This is a genomic window from Streptomyces sp. 3MP-14, from assembly GCF_006334905.2.
Taxonomy (GTDB): domain Bacteria; phylum Actinomycetota; class Actinomycetes; order Streptomycetales; family Streptomycetaceae; genus Streptomyces; species Streptomyces triticirhizae.
On record NZ_VDLZ02000007.1, the window covers coordinates 355,505 to 378,106 of the forward strand.

The 22,602-nt window shown below is 74.2% G+C and carries 18 protein-coding genes and 1 pseudogene; 9 read left to right on the forward strand and 10 right to left on the reverse strand.

From position 1 onward, the window contains the following. Positions 1–1,343: 1,343 nt before the first annotated feature. A pseudogene (locus FH609_RS14595) lies at positions 1,344–2,102 on the forward strand (GH12 family glycosyl hydrolase domain-containing protein); the annotation flags it as partial. Between the two features lie 153 nt (positions 2,103–2,255). Next, the gene (locus FH609_RS14600) at positions 2,256–2,945 is read left to right on the forward strand and encodes a GNAT family N-acetyltransferase (RefSeq protein ID WP_139674269.1); all 690 of its coding nucleotides are present in this window, start codon (positions 2,256–2,258) and stop codon (positions 2,943–2,945) included. On the opposite strand, the gene FH609_RS14605 is transcribed toward FH609_RS14600, so the two are convergent. The 4 genes from FH609_RS14605 to FH609_RS14620 all read right to left on the reverse strand — a co-directional run bounded on the left by FH609_RS14605 (position 2,931) and on the right by FH609_RS14620 (position 6,421). Beyond that, complete coding sequence (locus tag FH609_RS14605; RefSeq protein ID WP_193318100.1) at positions 2,931–3,149, reverse strand: DUF6011 domain-containing protein; 219 nt, start codon at positions 3,147–3,149, stop codon at positions 2,931–2,933. The two genes, FH609_RS14600 and FH609_RS14605, sit on opposite strands and share 15 nt — an antisense overlap. Before the next feature lie 38 nt (positions 3,150–3,187). Beyond that, positions 3,188–4,783 carry an alkaline phosphatase D family protein gene (locus FH609_RS14610; protein WP_226961651.1) on the reverse strand — a complete coding sequence of 532 codons (1,596 nt, stop codon included), beginning with the start codon at positions 4,781–4,783 and terminating at the stop codon, positions 3,188–3,190. A 210-nt stretch (positions 4,784–4,993) separates the two neighbouring features. Then, on the reverse strand, positions 4,994–5,869 hold the full coding sequence (locus FH609_RS14615) for a putative RNA methyltransferase (protein WP_139674463.1): 876 nt from the start codon (positions 5,867–5,869) through the stop codon (positions 4,994–4,996). A 177-nt stretch (positions 5,870–6,046) separates the two neighbouring features. Then, the gene (locus FH609_RS14620) at positions 6,047–6,421 is read right to left on the reverse strand and encodes a VOC family protein (protein ID WP_139674266.1); all 375 of its coding nucleotides are present in this window, start codon (positions 6,419–6,421) and stop codon (positions 6,047–6,049) included. A 117-nt stretch (positions 6,422–6,538) separates the two neighbouring features. Here FH609_RS14620 and FH609_RS14625 point away from each other — a divergent pair, with 117 nt between their 5' ends. Then, entirely contained in the window at positions 6,539–7,177 is a 639-nt protein-coding gene (locus FH609_RS14625) for a CGNR zinc finger domain-containing protein (protein WP_139674263.1), read from the forward strand. Here the strand turns inward: FH609_RS14625 and FH609_RS14630 are convergent. Then, the gene (locus tag FH609_RS14630; protein ID WP_139674261.1) at positions 7,152–8,453 is read right to left on the reverse strand and encodes an LCP family protein; all 1,302 of its coding nucleotides are present in this window, start codon (positions 8,451–8,453) and stop codon (positions 7,152–7,154) included. The two genes, FH609_RS14625 and FH609_RS14630, sit on opposite strands and share 26 nt — an antisense overlap. A 104-nt stretch (positions 8,454–8,557) precedes the next feature. Between FH609_RS14630 and FH609_RS14635 the strand changes: the two genes are divergently transcribed. Further along, entirely contained in the window at positions 8,558–9,085 is a 528-nt protein-coding gene (locus FH609_RS14635) for an acyl-CoA thioesterase (protein ID WP_139674257.1), read from the forward strand. Between the two features lie 28 nt (positions 9,086–9,113). Here FH609_RS14635 and FH609_RS14640 read toward each other — a convergent pair whose 3' ends face one another. Both FH609_RS14640 and FH609_RS14645 read right to left on the reverse strand, forming a co-directional pair. Then, a complete protein-coding gene (locus FH609_RS14640; RefSeq protein ID WP_139674254.1) occupies positions 9,114–10,019 on the reverse strand; it encodes a DNA-3-methyladenine glycosylase family protein in 906 nt (301 codons plus the stop codon). 79 nt (positions 10,020–10,098) lie between these two features. Further along, positions 10,099–11,340, reverse strand: a complete 1,242-nt coding sequence (locus tag FH609_RS14645; protein WP_226961653.1) for an N-acetylmuramoyl-L-alanine amidase — start codon at positions 11,338–11,340, stop codon at positions 10,099–10,101. A 129-nt stretch (positions 11,341–11,469) separates the two neighbouring features. Between FH609_RS14645 and FH609_RS14650 the strand changes: the two genes are divergently transcribed. From FH609_RS14650 to FH609_RS14665, 4 genes are all read left to right on the forward strand, one after another. Continuing rightward, positions 11,470–12,222 carry a TIGR03089 family protein gene (locus tag FH609_RS14650; protein WP_139674248.1) on the forward strand — a complete coding sequence of 251 codons (753 nt, stop codon included), beginning with the start codon at positions 11,470–11,472 and terminating at the stop codon, positions 12,220–12,222. 39 nt (positions 12,223–12,261) lie between these two features. Further along, positions 12,262–12,636, forward strand: coding sequence for a hypothetical protein (locus FH609_RS14655; protein ID WP_139674245.1), 375 nt, complete (start codon positions 12,262–12,264; stop codon positions 12,634–12,636). Positions 12,637–12,827: 191 nt separating this feature from the next. Further along, positions 12,828–14,615 carry an LCP family protein gene (locus tag FH609_RS14660; protein WP_139674242.1) on the forward strand — a complete coding sequence of 596 codons (1,788 nt, stop codon included), beginning with the start codon at positions 12,828–12,830 and terminating at the stop codon, positions 14,613–14,615. A gap of 54 nt (positions 14,616–14,669) precedes the next feature. Further along, positions 14,670–16,454, forward strand: coding sequence for an LCP family protein (locus tag FH609_RS14665; RefSeq protein ID WP_226961654.1), 1,785 nt, complete (start codon positions 14,670–14,672; stop codon positions 16,452–16,454). Between the two features lie 37 nt (positions 16,455–16,491). Here FH609_RS14665 and FH609_RS14670 read toward each other — a convergent pair whose 3' ends face one another. Continuing rightward, positions 16,492–17,511, reverse strand: a complete 1,020-nt coding sequence (locus FH609_RS14670) for a glycosyltransferase family 2 protein (RefSeq protein ID WP_264372791.1) — start codon at positions 17,509–17,511, stop codon at positions 16,492–16,494. 112 nt (positions 17,512–17,623) lie between these two features. Between FH609_RS14670 and FH609_RS14675 the strand changes: the two genes are divergently transcribed. Then, the gene (locus FH609_RS14675) at positions 17,624–18,715 is read left to right on the forward strand and encodes an LCP family protein (protein WP_193318099.1); all 1,092 of its coding nucleotides are present in this window, start codon (positions 17,624–17,626) and stop codon (positions 18,713–18,715) included. 1,554 nt (positions 18,716–20,269) lie between these two features. Here FH609_RS14675 and FH609_RS14680 read toward each other — a convergent pair. Both FH609_RS14680 and cofD read right to left on the reverse strand, forming a co-directional pair. Beyond that, positions 20,270–21,580 (reverse strand): coenzyme F420-0:L-glutamate ligase, encoded by a 1,311-nt coding sequence (locus FH609_RS14680; RefSeq protein ID WP_139674233.1) that lies wholly within the window; start codon positions 21,578–21,580, stop codon positions 20,270–20,272. After that, positions 21,577–22,590 carry a 2-phospho-L-lactate transferase gene (gene cofD / locus FH609_RS14685; RefSeq protein ID WP_139674230.1) on the reverse strand — a complete coding sequence of 338 codons (1,014 nt, stop codon included), beginning with the start codon at positions 22,588–22,590 and terminating at the stop codon, positions 21,577–21,579. Before cofD ends, FH609_RS14680 begins: the two co-directional genes overlap by 4 nt. Between the last annotated feature and the right edge of the window lie 12 nt (positions 22,591–22,602).

Consider the following 22,602-nt stretch of genomic DNA (forward strand, 5'->3'; position numbering starts at 1 on the left):
TCTTGCGCGGGTGGGTGCTGCTGGCGTGCGCGCCGGTCGGACTCGCTGGGCGGGGGGCTTTGTGCGGGCGGGTGAGGGAAGTGGTGCCGGGGTTGCCGCGCGGCTGACGTTCCGTCGTGACCGTCGCAGGCGAGTTCGGATAGGTGATCCGCCGGGACTGGAGGTTCCGCAGCGTGGGCGGGGCCGTGTGGTTGACGGCCACCTTGGGTGCCGCCGGCTGTTCGGCGGGATGGCGCCATGTGGGCAGGGCGGGTCCGCTGTGCGGTGGGGCCGTGTGCCGGCAGGCAACTGTGATGCCAGGTGGGCGAGTTCGGCGGGGTGTCGCCATGCGGCGGAGGAGTCGGTCCGGTGCGCGGGTGGGTGCGGAAGGTACTGCTGGCGCTGCCGTGTGGCAGGTCGAGCCCGATGTGGGGCGGAGCCGCGTGGTCGGTGTTCACCGTGCAACCGTGGGGCGGCGCTGGCCAGTTCGGTGGGGCAGCCCGCCGGGGCCGGTGGGCTCGTTGCCGAGGGCGGGAAGTGGTCCGCCGAGGCGAAGTTCCTTGGCTGGCGGTGGGAGCGCTCGGCCAGGGGGAACGGGGAATCGTCCGCGCAAGTCGGCCCTTGAGTTGACCAGTTGGGAGTCCGGCCGAGTGGGCGCATCGAGCTGGGAGGGCAGGTTGGCCGGTGCCGGCGGCTTCGGCGATGCACTCCGGTCGCGGGCTCCCCGCCGGGTAACGGGCATGGTCGTCACGGTCGTTGGGCAGGCCGGCGGCTGGGGTTGTCGCTTCGCGGGGGCGGAGCCTGGTGCGGCGTCGCCGGGCCTCGTTGCCCGTTGCGTGTCGGGAAGAGGCTCGCCGGAGACCGGGGCAACGGGTGGCGGGGACACCGCCGTTCGGGACCGTGGGCCCGGGCGCCGCACGCGCCACGGTGGGCCGTTCCTCCGGGGCCCGCCGGCCTGAGGGACGGCGGGAAAGTGACCCGTGGCACCGGTTCCGGTACCGCTCCCGGAGGCCGGAAATCGTCACCTACGGTGACCACCCCCGGGCCCCCGCCGGAGGCGCGCACAGCGCGCCAAGGCGCCCCCGCCGCGAAGCGGCCCGCGCCCCCGCCCCCAGGCGGCGCACGCCGCCCGGCGCGCCGCGCACGGCGCGCGCCCCCGCGCCGGCCGGGCGCTCCCCCAAAGGCCCGCCGGCCCGAGGCTCCCCGCCGGCCCGAGGCCCCCCGCCGGCCCGAGGCACTGTCGAATCGGATTCGACGAGAAGCCTTGTCAGCCGCCGGAGATGCACATAAAGTCCGCCGGGCAGTATGCGGGAGCGCTCCCACGCACGGCACACCCCCACGGAACTCCCCCACGGAGGAGCCCAATGCCTTCTCGTAAACGCCTCCTCGCGACCGCCATACCGGCCGTTCTCGCGTCGGTGGCCGCGACGTTCACGCTCATGCCGGGGTCGGCTCAGGCGGACGAGCTGATCTGTGACCAGTACGGCACCACGGTGATCCAAAACCGCTACATCGCGCAGAACAACCGCTGGGGCACCCAGGAAGAGCAGTGCATCAACGTCACCGACAGTGGTTTCCAGCTGGTGACGGCGAACGGCAGCGTGCCGACCAACGGAGCGCCCAAGTCGTACCCGTCCGTCTATGACGGCTGTCACTACGGCAACTGCTCGCCCGGCACCGCGCTTCCCCGCCAGGTGAGCCAGATCGGCAGCGCCCCGAGCAGCGTGTCCTACACCTATGTGGACAACGCCAGTTACAACGCCAGCTACGACATCTGGCTGGACCCGGAGCCGCAGACCACCGGGGTGAGCGAGACCGAGATCATGATCTGGCTCAACCGCGTCGGCCCGATCCAGCCGATCGGCTCCCCGACCGGCACCGCGAACATCGCCGGCCAGCAGTGGGAGGTCTGGGAGGGCAACAACGGCGGGAACGACGTGATCTCGTTCATCGCGCCCTCCGCCATCACCAGCTTCAACTTCGACGTCATGGACTTCGTCGACGAGACGGTCGCCCACGGGCTGGCCGACCCGTCCTGGTACATCACCAGCGTCCAGGCCGGTTTCGAGCCCTGGGAGAACGGCGCGGGGCTCGCGTTGAACTCGTTCTCGTCCTCGTTCAACTGAGGCCGACTGAGTTCAATCGAGTTTTGATCGCTCTTGGTCCGGACGTGCGCGCGGCGGCGCGGGCGTCCGGGCCTTGGCCGTTGACGGCCGGCGAGGGACACGCCCCGAAAACCGGGTGAGCCCGTCCCCGGCGGTCGCCCAGAATGAGCCATGCTGATCGACCACTGGCCGCTGGCCGGCCTCCGGCTGCGCACCCCCCGCCTCGAACTGCGCCTTCCCGACGACGAGGAACTCGCCGGGCTGGCCGAGCTGGCGGCGGCCGGGGTGCACCCGCCGGCGGAGATGCCGTTCGTCACGCCCTGGACCGATCAGCCGCCCGAGAAGCTGCGGCCGGCGACGATCCAGTACCACTGGGGCGCCAGGGCCGCGCTCACGCCGGAGCGCTGGGAGTTGCACCTGGGCGTCTTCGAGGACGGTCGGCTGGTCGGCACCCAGTCCCTGATGGCCAACGACTTCGCGGTGCTGCGCGAGACCAACAGCGGCTCGTGGCTGGGCCTCGCGCACCAGGGGCGGGGCATCGGCACCGAGATGCGGGCCGCCGTGCTGGAGCTGGCGTTCGCCGGGCTCGGCGCTGAGCAGGCGATCTCGGCGGCCATGGCGGACAACGCCGGCTCGCTGCGGGTCTCGGCCAAGCTCGGCTACCAGGACGACGGGATCGCTCGGCTGGTGGTGCGGGGCCGCGCGGTGACCGAGCGGCGGCTGCGGCTGACCAGGGACCGTTGGCTGGCCCACCGCCGAACCCCCGTCGAGATCAGCGGACTTGAGCCGTGCCTCGCCCTGCTGGGCGCGGACGGGCGGCCGGCCGGCGCGGCGGCGTCGGCGGGGTCAGACGCCGGGTAGCGGGTCCTGTTCCACCGGGTGCTCGGGCGGCCGGGGCGCGGCGCGCAGCGCCAGCTTGGCGCGGCACTCGGGGCCGAGGCCCCAGGTCCGCGCCTCCCGGTCGCGCAGCGGGCGCCCGCAGAGCCGGCAGTGCACGGGCGGCCGGCGCCGCTCCTCGGGGTCGGGGAGCAGCGCCGGTTGCGGGTCCTTCTCGCCGGGTGCCATGCCCCAGGTGTACCACCCGGGGCCGGCGCCCGGCCGGTTCACTGCCCGACGAGGCCGGGCCGCAGGGTCTGCGAGAACAGCACCCCGCCGCCCACCTCCCGCAGTCGCGCGGTGAGTTCGCCGCTGTCGCCGTCGATGGCGACCTCGCCGAAGAACTGGTAGCCCTCGGCCGGCGAGACGTTGGAGGCGGTGGGGGCCTTGACGAAGACCCGGTCGGGGCCGAACGTGCCGTCGAGCGCGTTGGCCGGGAACGCGCCGGCGTTGATCGGCCCGGTGACGAACTCCCAGAACGGCGCGAAGTCGCCGAACGCCGCCCGCTCGGGCCGGTAGTGCTGGGCCGAGGTGTAGTGCACGTCGGCGGTCAGCCACACGGTGCCGGTGATCCGCCGGCGCTTGACGAAGCGGAGCAACTCGGCGATCTGGAGTTCCCGGCCGAGCGGGGCGCCGGGGTCGCCGTTGGCGATGGCCTCGAAGTCGGTCTCGCCGTCCGGGACCACCAGGCCGATGGGCATGTCGGCGGCGATCACCTTCCACACGGCGCGGGAGCGGATCAACTCGCGCTTGAGCCAGTCGAGTTGTTCGCGGCCGAGGATGCCCTGTCCGTTCTCGGCCTGCCGGTTGGGCGAGTTGCGGTCGCGGAAGGTGCGCATGTCGAGGACGAAGACGTCGAGCAGCGGGCCCCGGCGCACGACCCGGTGCACCCGCCCCTCGCGCGCCCCGGGGCGCAGGCTGGGGATCGGGAAGTACTCGCTGAACGCCCGGCGTGCGCGGGCGGCCAGCACGTCGACGGACTTCTCGGTGTAGCGCTCGTCCTCCAGCAGCTCCCCCGGGTACCAGTTGTTGGTGACCTCGTGGTCGTCCCACTGCACGATGGCCGGCACCTGGGCGTTGAAGCGCCGAAGGTTCTCGTCGGCGAGGTTGTAGCGGAAGTTGCCTCGGTACTCGGCGAGGGTTTCGGCCACCTTGGCCTTCTCCTCGACGGTGATATTGCGCCAGATCCGGCCGTCGGGCAGGGTGACGGACTCGGTGAGCGGCCCGTCGGCGTACACCGTGTCGCCGCTGAACAGGAAGAAGTCCGGGTCGAGCCGGCGCATCTCCTCGAAGGCGCGGTAGCCGCCCAGCTCCGGGTTGATGCCCCAGCCCTGGCCGGCCAGGTCGCCGGACCAGACGAAGCGGGCCCCGTCGGAGCGCCGCGCGGACGGGGTGCGGAACGTGCCGGTCACCGGCCGGCCGGTGCGCCGGTGGTCGTCGGGGTCGACCAGCGTCACCCGGTAGTGGACCTGCTGCCCCGGCTCCAGGCCGCGCAGCCTGGCGGTGCCGGTGAAGTCGGTGCCGGGGCCGAGCAGCGGCCCGGCGAACCGGCGCGGCCGGCGGAACGACTCGGTCGCCGAGGTCTCCACGACCATCCGGGCCGGCCGGTCGCTGCGCACCCAGACCAGGCCGGACTCCCCGGTCACGTCGCCGACCTGGACGCCCCAGTCGGCCGACGGCCGCCCGCCGAACGCCTGGGCCGGGGCCGCGCCGACCAGCGCGGCCCCGGCGGGCAGCGCCAGCGCCGCCGAGGCGGTGGCGGCGCCGCGCAGCAGGGTGCGTCGGCCCATCGTTCCGGTGTTGTTCTCGCCCGCCCGCACCATCCTCGGGCACCTCCCATGGCCGATTCTCGACAGGACGAGCGCCACTATGGTGCGCGAACGGTGCGCGCCGGCCACCACGCGCGCCAACTCTGGCTGAACAACAGGTGGCTTGAACCGCGCGCCGGTTCGGGCCGTGCGATGTCCGGTGCGCGCCCACCCGGGCCGGCTCGCACGCCTTAGCCGCACGCCTTAGCCGCGCGCCGGCTCCCGCTACCGCGCTCCTGCCGCCCCCGCTCCCGCCCCCGCTCCCGCCCCCGCTCTCGGCCGGTGGACGGTCAGCCGGAAGGAGGCGGTGACGGTGCCGGGGTGCGGCGCCTCGCCCGGGTCCGTGGCGCGATGGTGCGCGTTGGGGCCCATGGCCACCAGGTCGCGGGCCTCGTCGGCGGTCAGCCGCAGCCCGAACGTCAGCCGCTCCTCGGCCTCCTGCACGAAGTGCCCGGCCAGGGCGTGCCGCAGTCGTTTTTCCTTGGCCGGGTCAACCGCCAACAGGCCCCGGGCGGCGCGCAGTTCGGACAGGTGCTCGGGCCCGGGCGTGACCACCAGCAGCGCGCCTCCCGGCGTGAGCGCCCGGTGGAACTCGGCGCCGTTGCGCGGCGCGAAGACGTTGAGCAGCAGGTTGAAGGCGCCGGTGCGCACCGGGAGTCCGCGCCACACGTCGGCGCTGGCCGCGCCCATCCGGGGATGGGCCCTGGCGGCCCGCCGCAGCGCGAACCGGGAGACGTCCAACGTGAGCCCGACCGCCCCGGGCAGCGCGTCGAGCACCCCGGCGAGATGGTGTCCCGTGCCGCCGCCCGCGTCGAGCGACAGCCCGTCGGGCGGGGCGAGTTGGCCGGCCAGCCGCGCCAGCGCCGAGGTCAGCGGCGCGTAGTGCCCGGCGCCCAGGAACGCCGACCGCGCCTCGACCATCGCGGCGGAGTCGGCGTTGGCCGCGCCGGCCCCGGCCCCGGCCCCGCCGCCCTGCCCGCCGGCCAGGCCGAGATAGCCCTGGCGGGCGAGGTCGAAGCTGTGTCCTGCGGGGCAGCGCGCGGCCCGCTCGGCGGGGCCGAGGCCCGCCCCGCAGACCGGGCAGCGCAGCGCCGGCAACAGCCGCGCCCAGGGGGTGCGTTGACCGAACACCTCGCCTCCCGCCCCGCCGCCGTTCACGCGGCGAGATGCTACCCGAGCGGTCCGACACCCGGGGCCCGTCGACCAGGCCGGCGGCCGCCAGCCCCGGCCGGCCACGAACCCCGGCCGGCCACGAGCCCCGGCCGGCCGCCGCGATCCTCAGTGCGCGCAGAGGCAGAACGGGTGCCCGACCGGGTCGGCGTAGACCCGCCAGTTGCGGGTGCCGCCGTCGCCCTCCAGCTTGGTGGCGCCCAGCTCCAGCACCTGCCTCTCGGCCTCGTCCCAACGGTCGCGCGGCACCGAGAAGTCGAGGTGGAACTGCTGCCCGTTCTCGGTGCTCGGCCAGCTCGGCGGCCGGTACCCCTCGGACCGCTGGAAGGCGAGCGGCGGCCCGCCCGCCACCTGGACCTCGACCCATTCGTTGTCGTCCTCGTCCCGGTCCACCTTCCCGTCCAGCAGCGTCGCGTAGAACGTCGCCAGGGCGAGCGGGTCGGGACAGTCGAGCACGGTCGGGCCGAGCGTGACGATGGCCATGGGAAGCTCTTTTCCTCGAAGGTGCGTTACCGCAAAACGAGTTCAGCGGGTAACGGACTTCATGATGCGGGACGGTCGAGGCCGACGCAAGCGTGACGGGCCGGATACCGTGGCGGCATGGCGGAGCGACCGATCCCGGAGGACCTGGCGCTGCTGGTGCGGTTGTTGAACACGTCCGACCTGGAGGCCGGCCTGGACGGGCTGGTCACCCCGGCGGCGCTCGCCGAGGTCGACCCGGCGCTCACCCTGGCCCCGGGTGAACTGCCCGCGCTGCGCCGGCTGCGCGAGGCGCTGCGCGCCGCCGGCCTGGCGCACCACGTCGAGGACGCCCCGCCGCCGGCCGAGTTGACCGCGCTCTTCGCGCGCGCGCCGCTGGTCGTCGAGGTCGCCGACGACGGCGCCGCGCTGCTGGTCCCGGCCCCCGGCCTGCACGGACTGCCCGCGTTCACCGCGCGGGTGGCCGCCGTGGTCGCGGCGGCCGAGGCGCGGGGGGAGTGGCGGCGGTTCAGGGTCTGCGAGGCGGACGACTGCCGCTGGGCGTACTACGACCAGAGCCCGGCCGGCCGCCGCCGCTGGTGCTCGATGCGCACCTGCGGCGCGCGCGCCAAGATGCGCGCCTACCGCGCGAAGCAGACACAGGCGAAGCAGGCACAACAGCGCGCCGGCGAGGGCCCGATGCCACCCGCCGGCGCACCCGCCCCGTCGGGCGGTGAACGGAACGGGGGAGCGGCTACTCCTCCTCCACCCCGACCGTGACCTCCTCGTCGTTCCGCAGCTGCGCCATCAGCGCCTCGACCTGCTCCTCGTCCCAGAGCACCGCCGAGCTGCCGTCGGGCGCCGCGTAGCCCGGGTCGGCCACCGGCATGTTCATCCGCTCGGCGCCGCGCATCGCCCAGAACATGGACCGCAGGTCCCACAGGCTCATGTTGGTGTCGACGGTCAGCGCCTCCACGGTGGCGTTCAGCGTCGGGTAGAGCCGGAACGGGTTGAACAGGGTGCTGGGCGAGGCCGCCTGGCCGGCCAGGGTGCCGAGGAAGTTCTGCTGGTTCCTGGTCCGCCCGAGGTCGCCCTCCGCCTCCTGGTAGCGCTGCCGGTTGAACGCCAGCGACTCCGCGCCGTTCAACTGGTGGCAGCCCGCCTCGAAGTCCGCGCCCGAGTTCTCGTCCTGGATCGGCTCGTCGAAGCACATCTCGACGCCGCCCAGCGCGTCCACCACGTTGGCGAAGCCGCCGAAGCCGATCTCCACATAGTGGTCGATGTGGATGTCGAGGTTGTATTCGATGGTGCGGGCCAGCAGCCAGGGGCCCTCGATGGAGAAGGCCGCGTTGATCTTCTGCTGCTGCTCGGGGATGCGGTTGCCGGACTCCGAGCCGGTGAACTCCGGGATGGTCACCCAGGAGTCCCTGGGCAGGCTGACCATCGTGTTCCCGTTGGACCCGACGTGCAGGATCATGATCGTGTCGGTGCGGCTGCCCGAGGCGTTGCCCGTGCTCAGCTCGTCGCGCTGCTCCTCGCTCAGCCCCTCCCTGCTGTCCGAGCCCACGATCAGGAAGTTGGTGCCCTCGCCCGGCTCCGGGCGGTCCTCCAACGCCTCCAGGTCCACGTCCCGGTTGAGCTTCCCGTCCGCCCAGAAGTACGTCGCGGTGGCGACCACCACCAGGACCAGCACCAGCGCCAGCGCGCTGAAGCCTATTCGGCGGCCCCAGCGCGGCGGCGGCTTCGGCCGGTCGGGGCCGGGGCCCTGCGGGCGCTGGCCCGGGGCGTCCGGCGGGGGCGGCTGCTGCCCGGCGCCCCGGTAGACCCGGCCCTCGTTCCAGCCGGAGTCATAGCCGGGGGCCTGGTTCGCGTCCCGGCCGGGCCCGGCCGGCCGCGCCGGGGCGGCGTAGGAGTCGTGCTGGGGCGAGCGCTGTCTGGGCGGTCTGTTGACGTGCGGCATGACCCGCGCGCTCTCCGGGGTCGCGTTGCCGCGTCCCCGGCCGTAGCGGCTGCGGTCCTGGTCGTCGTCGCTCCACCCGTCGGGCCAGTCGCTCATAACAGGCCAGTGTGCACGGCTCGGCCGCTCGGGGGAAACGCCGGCCGAGCACTGTGGCAGACCTGATGCATTATCGGTCCCACCGGGGTGCTTACGCTGGCCTTATGACCGATGTGCCCAGCGATCCTCCCGGCAAGCCCACCGCCGCCTCGCGCACCACGCTGTCCAAGATCATGAGCCACAACGACGTCAACCTGCTGGGCACCGTGCACGGTGGCGTGATCATGAAGCTCGTCGACGACGCCGCCGGCGCCGTCGCCGGCCGACACTCCGAGGGCCCGGCCGTCACCGCCTCCATGGACGAGATGGTCTTCCTGGTGCCGGTGAAGATCGGCGATCTCGTCCATGTCCACGCCCAGGTCAACTGGACCGGCCGCAGCTCCATGGAGATCGGCGTCAAGGTCCTGGCCGAGCGGTGGAACGAGTCGACGCCTGCCACCCGGGTCGGCACCGCCTACCTGGTCTTCGCCGCCGTGGACGAGGACGGCAAGCCGCGCCGCGTTCCGCCGGTGCTGCCGGAGACCGAGCTGGACCGGCGGCGGTTCCAGGAGGCGCAGATCCGGCGCACCCACCGGCTGGCCAGGCGCCGCGAGATCCTGGAGCTGCGCGCCAGGGGCGCCGACCCGAGCTGATCGAACCCCGAGCCGCGGGCCGGACGGCTCACAACCGGGCGATGCGGGCGTGCCGTTGGCGCGGCGCCCGGCGCGCCGGCGCGACGCCGGTCAGCAGCACATAGCGCGCCGCCCGGTGCCGCTGCCCCGGGTAGTCGGCCAGCAGCTCCAGCATCCGCGCGTCGTCCGCGTCCCGTTCGCCCGCCAGCGCGTAGCCGATCGTGCCCGGCAGATGCAGGTCGCCGACGGTGATCGCGTCCGGCGCCCCGTTGCTGCGCTGCAACGCCTCGGCCGCCGTCCACGGGCCGACGCCCGGCACCGCCTGGAGCCGAGCCAGCGCCCGGGGCAGCTCCATGGCCGCCGCCTCCTCCATCCGCCGGGCCACCCGCACCACCCGCATCACGGTCGCCGAACGCGAGCCGTCGACGTTGGCCCGGTGCCAGTCCCAGGACGGCACCCGGGCGATCGCCCTTGGCTCCGGCATCACCCACAGGTCCAGGTCGGCGCCGGGCCCGGGCGCCGGCTCGCCGAACCAGCGCAGCAGCCGCCGCCACGAGCGGTAGGCGTCCTCGGTGGTGACCCGCTGCTCCAGGATCGACGGGATCAGCGACTCCAGCACCAGCCCGGTGCGGATCAGCCGCACCCCCCGGTGCCGGCGCCTGGCCTCGGCGACCAGCCGATGGCGCGGCACGAACTCCTCGGGCCGGTCCTCGCCGCCGAGCAGCGCCGGCAGCCGGTCCAACACCCAGTCAGCGCCCGGGCCCCACGCGCTGGCCTCGATCACCGCCCCGCGCCGCAGCCGCAGCGTCGCCGGCCCGGCCGGGGTGCGGGTGCCCCGCCACAGGGTGCCGTCGCGCTCCTCGCGGAACGCGGGATCGTACGGCCCGCGCCGCAGCACGAGGAGGCTGCGGCGCAGGTCGTACGGTTCGGGCGGGGTCCACTCACGGTCCGGCATGACCCGGCAAGGCTAGCGGCGGCCCCGCCGGCCGGCAGCGCCGGGGCTTTCGGGCCCCGCCCGATCGGTCATGCCCCGGTCACCGGCCCTGGAGCTTGCTGGCCAGCGAACGGATGGACGGCAGCGCCGAGTAGAGCTGGTCGCCGGGGCACTCGGTGGCGAAGCCGTCGCGGTGGCCGGAGATGTTGTTCATCCGCACGGTGGTTCCCTTGGCGTACTTGCCGCCGCCCTGGGAGGTGCGGTTGGCCGAGCCGCTGGGGTTGACGTCGAAGAGGCCCAGCTTCCAGGCCGTCAGCAGCCCGATCGCGTCGGTGATGTCCTGGTTGGGCTTGGTCGACCCGTAGGAGCCGATCACCGCGATGCCCATGCTGTTGTGGTTGAAGCCGGCGGTGTGGGCGCCCATCACCGGCTCGATGACGCCGCCGGCGCGGCCCTCGTAGATGGTGCCGCAGCGGTCCACGAAGAAGTTGTAGCCCACGTCGCGCCAGCCCTGACTCACCACGTGGTAGCGGTAGATGGCGCGGATCATCGCCGGCGCCTCGGAGCAGCTGTAGTTGTTGGTGTCGGCGGTGTGGTGCACGAACGCCGTCTTCACGGTGTCCGTGTAGACGAAGCCGCTCTCGCGCAGGCTCTCGTCGGCGCCCCACTTGGAGCGGATCACGATGCCGGGCCTGGGCCCGACGTGGTCGCCGGCGGCCGGCACCGCCTCCGGCTCCGGGGCCAGCAGGTCGGCGGCCGTCTCGCCCGGGTGCACCAGCTCCAGGCTGAGGCCCTCGGGCAGTGCGGCGGCGTCCGCCTCGCCCTCGGGCGCGACCCTGGCCTGCACCCCGTCCGAGGCGCCGACCCAGCGGGGCGCGGTGCCGCCCCGCAGCTGCCGGCCCTCGGCCGCCACGGACTCGGCGTCGGGGGCGTGTTCGGGGTTGGCCTCCAGCTCGATCCACTCGGACCAGTCGCCGGTCTCGACGCTTCGGGCGCGGACCTCGACGGTGCCGTGGAGTTCCTCGTCGGCGTCGGACCAGACGACGCCGAGCAGGGTGAAGGGGTCGGTGTCGGTGGCCGGCAGCCCCTGGCCGGCCAGCGGGAGAACGGGGTCGCCGGTCTCGCCGGCTGAGTCGCCGTCACCGGTGCTGCCGGCGAGCGGGGTCAACTCGGCGAGGGAAAGGGACTGGGTGGCCGCCGCGGTGCGCGGCGCCGCGCCCTCGGCGGTGTCGGCCGCCTGCGCCGCGCCACCCAGGGGCAGGGCGAGCGGAACGAGCAGGGCGGCGGTGCACGAACCGATCAACGGAAGGGAACGGAGGGAGAGTGTTCGGAATGCACGCATGGTTCTGATGGTGGTCATATATCCCGAGTTGTGTCGACTTCTGAGTGGCCGTGAGCTGACCCTCCGTGAGGAATCAACGGGCCGGGGCGTAGCGCGGACGGCCCAGCGCCCGGGCGTAGGCTGGCGACGATGAACACCGCCGACCGCACCCCCGCCGACCTGCTGCGTTCCGCGCTCGCCGGAGACGCGAGCCGCCCCCTCGTCACCTATTACGACGACGCCACGGGGGAACGCGTCGAACTCTCCGCCGCGACCCTGGCCAATTGGGTGGCGAAGACCGCGAACCTGCTCCAGGACGAGTTGGCCGCCGCCCGGGGCGAGCGCCTCGCGCTGCTGCTGCCCGCGCACTGGCAGACCGCCGTCTGGCTGCTGGCCTGCGCGGCGACCGGGGTGGTCGTCGAGGTGGACGGTGACCCGGCCGAGGCGGACCTGGTGGTGGCAGGACCGGACCGGCTGGACCAGGCGCGCGCCTGCCGGGGGGAGCGCCTGGCGTTGGCCCTGCGCCCCCTGGGCGGTCGCTTCCCCGAGGCGCCCGAGGGCTTCACCGACTATGCCGTGGCCGCCCCCGCCCAGGGCGACGTCTTCGCCGCGCTCGACCCGCCGGGCCCCGACGACCCGGCGCTGGTCGTCGACGGCCTCGCGCTCACCGGCGGCGAACTGCTCGCGCGGGCCAGGGCGGACGCGGCCGAGCGTGGCCTGGTACCCGGCTCGCGGCTGATGTCCACGCTGGGGTACGGGAGTTGGGCCGGGCTGTCCGCCGGTCTCTTCGCCCCGCTGGCGGCCGGCGGCTCCGTGGTTCTGTGCCGGAACACGGACCGGCTCACGGCGGAGGCCCGTGCCGCGCGCCAGGAGAGTGAGCGCGTCACCCACTTCGCCGACTGACGGTGGCCGGCCCGGCGGGCCGGCCGCAGGATCGGGCGTATGAGGGTCCCGCGACAGCCCGCCTACTACCGGCTCACCGAGCCGGCGCCGCTGCGGGCCGACGAGTCGGGGGACGGTCCTGACGTCGAGCAGGACCCCTGGGACGAGCCGGACCAGTGGGCCGACTGGTGCGAGTGGTACGAGTGGCGCGCCTGGGAGGACGAGGACGACCCGGCGGCGGACGGGGCGTTCCCCCGCCGCCGCTGGCTCCGCTGGGTGGCCCTGGCGGTCGCCGCCGCCGTCCTCCTCACCGCCGCCCTCGGCTGGACCACCCGCAGGAGCGCGACGACCCTCCCGCCGCACCGGCCGGCGACCACCGGCGAGGGAGCCCCGGAGGAGCCCCCGCCCGCCGCCGACAACCCGCCCGCCGGGTAACACTCTCCGGTTCGCGAACCCATGAAACGGTAAAGAGCAACGCGGTAAAACCCCTCATAGCGCGGTCAACCCGGATATTCCACCTGCGTATGGCAGGTGGAATAGGTCACCGACATCGCTTGGCGCGGAACCTCCGGGCTAGTGTGTCCCGTCTGATCCTCTAGCAGGGCACACGGAGGGTACGCGAACACGTGGACGCGCAGGGACCAGGCGGTGCGGACGGCGTCGATCCCGCTGACCAGTGGGTATTCAACCCGGAAACCGGCACCTACGAGCTGCGGCTGACGAACGGCCCGGCCGGTCGGAGAGCCACCGGCGCCGGCCGGCCGGAGCGGCCGTCGGCCGCCGAGGCGACCGATGCGGCACCCTCCTCCACGGCGTCCAGAGACCGTCACACTCCGCCACGCCAACGTCGCGCCCCGTCCGTCGAGGGCGAGGACCGCGAACCGCCGGGCGCCGGCGACCGGCCGCTGCCGGCCCAGCGCGACCGCCGCGCCCAGCGCGGAAGTCGCCGCAAGGGCAACCAGGCCCAGGGACGCGGCAAGAAGAAACGCGGGCGCGGCAAGAAGATACTGATGTGGACCGGCGGCTCCCTGGCCCTGCTGCTGGTCATGGGCGCGGCGGGCGCCTGGTGGTTGATCGACCGCCTCAACGACAACATCACCAAGTACGACGTCGGCAAGGACAACGACTTCTCCGACGACGAGGAGGTCAACCTCCTCTTCATCGGCACCGACACCCGCACCGGCGACGGCAACGACGCCTACGGCGGCGAGGCCAGCGAGGGCGCGGACACCACGATCCTGATGCACTTCTCCCAGGACCGGAGCCACGCCACCGGCCTGAGCATCCCCCGCGACCTGATCACCGACATCCCGGAGTGCGAGGTCAGGCGCGAGGACGGCACCGTCGAGACGATCCCCGGCTCGGAGAACGTCCGCTTCAACCAGAGCATGGGGGCCAACGGCCGTGACCCCGGCTGCGTGTGGAACACCGTCGAGCAGCTGACCGGGGTGGAGATCAACCACTTCATGATGGCCGACTTCCAGGCGGTCAAGGACCTCTCCAGCGCGGTCGGCGGGGTCCCGGTCTGTGTCGCCGAACCCATCGACGACCCCAAGTCCGGCCTCCAACTCGACGCCGGCGACCACGTGTTGGAGGGCGAGGACGCGCTGTCCTTCGTGCGCACCCGGCACTCGGTCGGCACCGGCAGCGACCTGTCCAGGATCGAGTTGCAGCAGCAGTTCGTCGCCTCCATGGCGCGGCAGATCACCGACGGCGGGATGCTCACCGACCCGGGCAAGCTGTGGGACCTGGCGGACACCGCCACCCGTTCGCTCTCCGTCGACGACGGCATCGGCAGCATCCAGCGGCTGCGCGACCTCGCGTCCACGCTGGGCCGGGTGCCGATGTCGGACCTGAACTTCGTGACGTTGCCGGTCCTCGACAACCCCGACGAGCCGGAGGACGCCAAGGCGACCGTCGTCGTCGACGAGCGCCGGGCGGCCCCGCTGCTGGAGATGATCCGTCAGGACATCTCGCCCAGGGAGCTGGAGGAGCGCGAGGCGGAACGTGAGGCGGCCGAGGAGGAGGCGGCGGCGGCCGCGCCCGAGGACATCAGAGTGGATGTCTACAACGGCGGCGACGTGATCGGCGCCGCGCAGGAGACCCTGGACTGGCTCCAGAACCAGCAGGGCGTCCCGCTGTCGACCAACGCGGGCAACGCCCCGTCGCCGCAGGAGACCACGACCCTGGAGTACGGGCCCGACCAGGCGGGCCAGGCCGCCGCACTGGCGGGGATGATGGGGCTGCCGGACTCGGCGCTCCAGGAACAGTCGGCCGAGGCGGGCGACGCGCCCATGGTGTTGATCCTCGGCGACGACTTCCGGGGTGCGGGCGAGCCGATAGAGGTCGCCCCCGATCTGCCGGACGACGTGGACAGCATCACGGCGGATGACGAAGACGTCTGCGCCTCCTGAGGGTGGGGCCGCCCCGAGGGGCGGGGCCGAAGGATGACACGAGCGGGGGGTCCCGTGCGGAGGAGCGGTATATCGGGCAGGGGCGGCACGGGCGATCCCGGCAGCCCGGACAGGGCCTCGGAGCTGGGCTGGGACGACTCGCTCTACGAGCGCGGCCCGGCGGGCGACGCGTCCGTCCCCGGCCAGCGGCCGGTACCCGAGGCGGAGAACCCGGGCGACGGCCACGGCGGCGACGGCGGCTCGGGTCGGGGCGGTTCGGGCAACGACGGTACGGGGCAGGGCGGTTCGGGCAAGGGGGGCCGCGCCGCACGCCGCCAGCGGCGCAAGCCCAAGCCGCGCTGGCGGCGGGTGCTGGTCTGGACGGCCGCCTCGCTGGCGCTCCTGGTCGCGGGCGTGGCCGTCGCCGGCTACCTCTATCTCGAACACCTCAACGGCAACCTCACCAAGAAGCCGCGCAGCGCCGGCAGCAACGACCTGGAGAAACCGCCGCCCAACGCGGCCGGGCAGAGCCCGTTGAACATCCTGCTGCTCGGCACCGACTCCCGCGAGGGCGAGGAGAACCAGCGGCTGGGCGGCGCCCGCGACCTGGCGGGCGGCCCGGTCAGGGCCGACGTGCAGATGCTGCTGCACGCCTCGGCCGACCGCAGCAACATCACCCTGATCAGCATCCCCCGCGACACCCAGGTCCCCGTCCCCGAGTGCACCGACCCCGACACCGGCGAGGTCTACCCGGCCGTCGAGTCCACCTCCATCAACAACGCCCACGCGCGCGGCGGCCCGGGCTGCGTGCTCGCCACCTGGGAGGAGTTGACCGGGATCTACATCGACCACTTCATGAGCGTCGACTTCGCCGGCGTGGTGGACATCGCCGACGCGGTCGGCGGGGTGCCGGTCTGCGTCGACGCCAACGTCGACGACCCCAAGTCCGGGCTGCGTCTGGAGGCCGGGGAGACCACCGTCCAGGGCGAGCAGGCCCTCCAGTGGCTGCGCACCCGTGCGGGCTTCGAGGGCGGCAGCGACATCAACCGCACCAGGGCCCAGCAGATGTACCTCTCCAACATGGTGGAGGAACTCCAGGCCAGCGCCACCCTCACCAACACCGGCGAACTGATGGACCTGGCCGAGGCGGCCACCAACGCGCTCACCGTCAACAACGAGATCGGCTCGGTGCAGGCGCTCTACGACCTGGCCACGGACCTGCGGCGGGTCCCCAACGACCGGATCAACATGGTCACCCTGCCCTGGCTGCCCGACCCGGCCAACCCCACCGCGACCGTGATACCCGAACCGACGGCCTCCGCCGAGCTGTTCGAGATGGTGCGCACCGACGTTCCCCTCGACGACCAGGACGCCGAACCGACCGAGCCGTCGCCCGAGGAGAGCAGCGAGGCGCCCCAGCCCAACCCGCCCGCCGAGGTGGCGGTCAGCGTGCGGAACGCGACCGGCTCCGACATCCAGGCCCCGGCGGACGGCCGCGCCACGGAACTCACCGACGAACTGCTGCGCCTCGGCTACGCCCAGGCCACCACCGACACCGAGTCCGTGGAGACCGCGCCGACCACCGAGGTCCGGTACGCCGAGGAGGCGGAGAGGGCCGACGCGGAGGCGCTGGCCGAGGCGTTGGGCATCCCGCGCGACCGGGTCATGGCCTCGCCGTCGACCGAGGGCGTGGCGCTGGTGATCGGCGACGACTGGCGGGAGGGCACCGCCTTCCCCGAGACGCCGGACGAGCCGGAGGAGACGGCGACCGACGAAGGGCCGGCCATCGCCGAGGACGACATCATCTCGGGCGCCGGCGGCGAGGACTGCATGACCGTCGACCCCGACTACACCTGGTAGCGGACGCCGCCCGGTCGCCGCGCGGTGACCGCCCGCCTCAGCGGCTGGGCTCGGGCGCCGGCGGCCGGGCCGCGATGACCCGGCGGGCCAGCTTCCTCGGGCTGGTCAGAAAGCCCCAGCCCCAGGACATGTGCATGGTCGCCAACGCCACTGGAACGCGCAGCCGCGCCCCCACCGGCAGCCCGCGCCCGGCCGGCACCGAGCCCACCGTGATGGCCGCCAGATAGCCGCCCGGCACCACCAGCGCCCACGGCGTCAGCAGCGCGCCCGCCACCAGCCCGGCGGCGATCGCCAGTACGGCGGCCGGCGGCGCCAGATAGCGTGGGTTGATCGAGCCGGCGTGGTAACGGGCCACCACATGCCGCCAACGCCCGTAGTTCCGGTACTGCTTGGCCAGCGCCCGCACCGAGGGCCTGGGCCGGTAGGAGACCAGCAGCTCCGGCGAGAACCAGACCAGCCCGCCGTCCTGCCGGATGCGGTAGTTCAGCTCCCAGTCCTGGGCGCGGATGAACTCCTCGTTGTAGCCGCCGAGTCGCTCCAGCACCTCGCGCCGGAAGACGCCGAGATAGACGGTCTCCGCCTCGCCGGCGGTGCCGCCGGTGTGGAAGGCCGCGTTGCCGACGCCGATCCGCGCGGTCATCGCGGCGGCCACCGCGCGTTCCCAGTCGTTCTCGCCCTCGGCGTGCATGATCCCGCCGACGTTGGCCGCGCCGGTCTCCTCAAGGAGCCGCACGGCGGTGGCGATGTAGTTCGGCGAGAGCATCCCGTGCCCGTCCACCCGCACCACCACCGGGTGGCGGGAGGCGGCGATCGCGGCGTTGAGCCCGGCGGGGGTGCGGCCCGTGGGGTTGGGCACCGTGCGCACCCTGGTGTCGTCCGCCACCAGCTCGGCGGCGATCGCGTCGGTGCGGTCGGTCGAGGGACCGAGGGCGATCACCACCTCGATCTCGCCCGGGTACTCCTGCGCGAGGATGTGCCGGACCGAGTCCCGCAGATGACGCTCCTCGTTGAGCACCGGCATGATCACGGACACGGCTGGTGTGGGAAAGCTGGTCACCGGCTCACGTTACCGCGAACGGGGGACCCCGGTGCGCGCCGCCTCAAAGCCCAAGATCGTATCTGCGTACCGTGGCGGGGCCGTCTTTCGACATAGCGGGAGTGTCCATCCCATGCCAGCCAGACGCCGCCGTTGGGGCATCCGCATCGCCAGCACCCTCTCCGCGCTGGTGCTGACCGCGAGCGGCGTCGGCCACACCGTGGTGGCGCAGGTCGCCGACGGGGTGAGCCGGGTGGACGCGTTCGGCGGGCTGCGGGACCGGCCCGACGCCGGCTCGGGGCTCAACATCCTGCTCATCGGCACCGACAGCAGGGACGGGCTCAGCGAGGAGGAACGCGCCCGCTACCACGTGGGCGGCGCCTCCTGCCGCTGCGCCGACGCGATCCTGCTGCTGCACGTCTCCGAGGACCGGGAGCGCGTCAGCATGGTGAGCCTGCCCCGCGACTCGTTCACCACCCTCCCCGAACACACCCTGCCGGGCACCACGGAACGGCACGAGCCCCACGACGACAAGCTCAACTCGGCGCTCTCGCACGGCGGTCCCCAGCTGATGGTGCGGGCCGTCGAGGACCTCACCCGGGTGCGGATCGACCACTACCTGGAGGTCAGCTTCGTCAGCTTCATGCGGGCCGTCGACCAGCTGGGCGGGGTCGAGGTCTGCACCACGGAGCCGCTGCGCGACGCCTACGCCGGCCTCGACCTGCCGGCCGGCACCAGCACCCTGGACGGCCCGGGGGCCCTGGCCTACGTCCGGGCCCGCCACCTGGACGGCGCCTCCGACTTCGGCCGGATGCAACGTCAGCAACGCTTCCTCGCCGCCTTCGTGGACCGGGCGGTCAGCGGCGGGGTGCTGCTCAATCCGGGGAAGGTGGCCGCCATGGCCGACACCCTGCTCGACTCGGTCCGCGCCGACGAGGGCCTGGGCACCGAACAGCTCCTCGAACTGGCCGGCCTGATGCGGCACTTCACCACCAGCTCCGCCGAGTTCGCCTCGGTGCCGGTGGCCGACCGGGAGCGCGAGATGCCCGGGCTCGGCTCCACGGTGGTCTGGAACGAGGAGGAGGCGGCCCGCCTCTTCACCGCCCTCCGCGACGACCACCCCCTGCCCAGGCCCGAACCGGGCGACTCCTCCGCCGAACAACCCCACGCCACCCCGGCCGGCGGCGAACACGGCACCACGACGGCCGACCAGATCACCTGCTAGCGCCGGCCGCACCCGCGGCCGCGGCTCGGCGGGCGACGGCACCGGGCCTGCGGCCCGGTAGCCGGGGCCGGCCGGGCGGTCGGGTGGTCGACCGTCGGTCGCGGCCTGCTCGATTGCCTGTGGTCGCCTTCCGCCACGGTTCCGAGCGGCCTCGCCGGCCTCCGGTGTGGCCCAACGGCCTACGCCTCCGGCCGATTTCCGATTTCCGATTTCCGACACGGCACCGGCGAACCGAGCGCCGAGGCGGCTCGGCCCCCTTCAGCCGCTACCTGTCGGGCCTGGTGGCCCCGGCGCTCGATGCACCGTGCGGAATGGTGCCGGGCCGTGCGCTCGCCACGGTTGCCTGGCCGACCATGACGGCCAACGGACCAGCCGCTTTCCGCCGACACGGGTCACGTAGCTCGCGAGGTCAACGTCCCGGAACCCGGCAGACTTCGGCGCGCTTCTTGTGGGTTCACCCGGTTCAGCACCCCAACGGCCCGAGCGCCCGCGTGGCCAACCACTCGGCCGAGTGGCCGGCGGTTCGGCAGCCCCAACGCGGTTCCCCGCCGAGAGCCCGGCGGCCAGAGTGCCACGCGCGGCGCGTCCCCGCCCTCGCCGAGAACTGCCTGGGCGGCTCCCGTGCGGCGGCCCGGCAGCTAGCCCGCCTTCGGGCGGTTCCCGGGGCGGCCCAGTGCCCCGAGCACTCGCGTGGCCGACGACCGGGAATCCCGGTTGGCTTCGCCGGCCCCTTGTGTGACCGGCACCCCGACGGCCTGACCGGCTGTCACGGCGTGCCCAGCTCTCGCCGAGAACCGCCCGGGTGGCCGGTGAGGCGCCAACGGCCGGGCGCCCCGGCCACCATCGGCTGCCCCTCCGTCACCGCCCAGCGGCCCGGGCCCTCGTGGTCCGAGTACGCAACTGCCCGGCCCCGGCAGAGCCCCACCCGGGCTGAGGGCCCCGTCCCGGCCACCAGGCCGCACGCCCGCCGGCCCCGGCCGCTGGACCCAGCCCGGGGCGCAGGCCGCGCCGCTCTCGGCGGCTGGACCCTGCCCGGGCTAAGGTCGCCGCCCCGGCCGTCCCGTCCGCCGGTGCCTGGGCCGCCCCGCCCGGTCGCTCCCGGCCGCCCGGCCTCGGCCACCGGGCCGCACACCCCGCCGGCCCCCGGCCGCTGGACCCAGCCCGAGCCGCCGGCCGCGCCGCTCTCGGTCGCCGGGCAGTAGGCCGCTGCGCCCCGCTCGGTCGCTACCGGGCTGCCGGCCGCCCCGCCCGGTCGCTCCCGGCCGACCGACCCTGGCCACCGGGCGGCCCGCCCCGCCGACCCCGGCCGTCGGCCCCGCCCGGCCGCACACCCCGCCGGCCCCGGCCGCAGGCCCCGCCCGGCCGCAGGCCGCGCACGCCCCGCCGGGCCGAGCCGCCGGCCGCGCCGCTCCCGCCCCCGGCCCGCCGGGCCGGCCCCGCCCGGCCGCACGCCGCGCCGGGCGCGCACGCCCCGCCGGGCCGCCCCGCCGGGCCCGGCCGCCCGGGCCGGCCGCGGCCCGGCGTCCCCGAAAGCCCAGCGGCCAGCGCCCAGCGTCAGCGCACCGTCAGGAACGCGTCCGGGTCGCGACCCGGACGCGGCCGCGGCGGGGCCGCCGCGTGGCCGACGGCGACCGCGCCCATCGGGTCCCAGTCCGCCGGCAGGCGCAACGTCTCGCGCACCACGTCCCGGCAGAACATGGTGGAGGAGACCCAGGCCGAGCCGAGCCCCTCGCCGGCGAGGGCCACCAGCAGGTTCTGCACCCCGGCTCCCATCGCCACCACAAACATCTCGCGCTCCGCGCGCGCCCGGCGCTCGTCCGGATAGTCGTGCGCCCCTTCGGCCACCAGGCAGGGCACCACCAGATAGGGCGCGCGCCGCAGCACCTCGCCCCGGCGCACGCGCCGTTCGACGCTCTCCTCGGAGCGCCCGTCGCGCCGCAGGTCGGCGATCCACGCCTCCTTCATCGCGTCCAGCAGCTCCGTCCTGGCCTCGGCCGACTCCAGCAGCACGAAGCGCCACGGCGTGGTGTGGTGCGGCGCCGGCGCCGTCAGCGCGGCGGCCACCGCGCGGCGCACCGCGCCCGGGTCCACCGGCTCCGGCGTGAACTCCCGCACCGTGCGGCGCAGCGTCACCGCCTCCCGCACCGCCTCCGAGGTGCCGAGCCGGAACATGTCCAGGCTCGCGTCCCGCACCAACTCCCGCGCGCTGCCCGTCGATCCGGTCCGGTGCGCCAGCCCGCGCAGCACGGCGACGGGCAGCCCGTCGGCCTTCCCCTTCACCAGTTCGCCGGCCGAGGCCAGCTCGTCGGCGACCGCCGTGATCGAGACGCCCAGCGGGTTCCCGTAGGTGTCGGTGCCGCCGCGCAGGTCGTCCAGGACGGTGACGCCCGCCGCGCCGATGGCCACGTCCGTCTGCCCCTCCCGCCAGGGCCGGCCGAAGGTGTCCGTGATCACCACGCCCACCTCGACCGAGAGCAGCTCGGCGAGCCCGCGCCTGATCCCGGCCGCCGAGGCGTCCGGGTCCTCGGGCAGCAACAGCACCGTTCCCGGTGGGGTGTTGGAGGCGTCCACGCCGGCCGCCGCCATCACGAAGCCGTGCCGGGACTCCACGATCCGTGCCCCGCCCCTGGTCGCCACGACCCGGACGGTCTCCTCCTCGATGGCGTCCCGCCGGTCGCTGGCCTGTCGCACCCGGCCCTCGGCCTTGCTGACGATCTTCGAGGTGACGATGACGATGTCCCCGTCGGCGAGCCCCGGCCGGCCGGGCGCACCGGCGGCCTCGGCGATCAGCTTGGCCAACTCGTCCCCGGGGCGCACCTCGGGGATGCCCTCCAGGGCCCAGACCTGATAAGCGGGCGCGGTCATGCGGCCTTGACCTCCGTGGCGATGGTCAGCGCCGCCCGAGCCATCTCGGCGGTCGCTTCGGTGTCCGTCATCAGCAACGGCACGGCCCGGCACCGGATTCCCGCCGCCTCGACCTCCGCCACCGAGTCCGCGTCCACGGTGTCCACCAGCCAGGCGTCCAACAGGCCCGGGCCGTAGTGCCGGGCGACCGCCGCCGCCGTCGCCTCGACGCCCACGGCGGCCAGCACCTTGTCCGCCATCCCGCGCACCGGGGCGTTCCCGATGATGGGGGAGACGCCGACCACCGGCACCCCGGCGTCGGCGATGGCCTCCCTGATCCCGGGCACGGCCAGGATGGTGCCCACGCTGACCACCGGGTTGGACGGCGGGAAGACGACGACGTCCGCCTCGGCGATCGCCTCCAACACCCCGGGGGCCGGCTTGGCCTGGTCGGCGCCGACGGGAACGACGGCGTGCGCTGGCATGGCGGCCCGCAGCCGCACCCAGTACTCCTGGAAGTGCACGGCCCGGCGCCGCCCCTCGGCGCCGCCGTCGCTCCCGTCGGCCCCGGCGTCGTTCCCGCTCCCGTCCGGGTCGTCGATCAGCACATGCGTCTCGACGCGGTCGTCCGTCATCGGCAGCAGCCGGACGCCTGGCTGCCAGCGCTGGCACAGCGCCTCGGTCACCGCGCTCAGCGGGTACCCGGCGGCGAGCATCTGGGTGCGGACGATGTGCGTCGCGAAGTCCCGGTCGCCGAGCCCGAACCACTCGGGCCCGACCCCGTAGGCGGCCAACTCCTCCTTCACGGCGAACGTCTCGTCCGCCCGCCCCCAGCCCTGTTCCTCGTGGATGCCGCCGCCCAGCGTGTACATCACGGTGTCGAGGTCGGGGCAGACCTTGAGGCCGAAGAGGTGGATGTCGTCACCGGTGTTGCCGATGACGGTGACCTCCGCCTCCGGCGCGGCCCGCAACAGGCCGCGCAGGAAGCGGGCGCCACCGATTCCACCGGACAGAACCAAGATGCGTCGCATGACGCCAGTCTG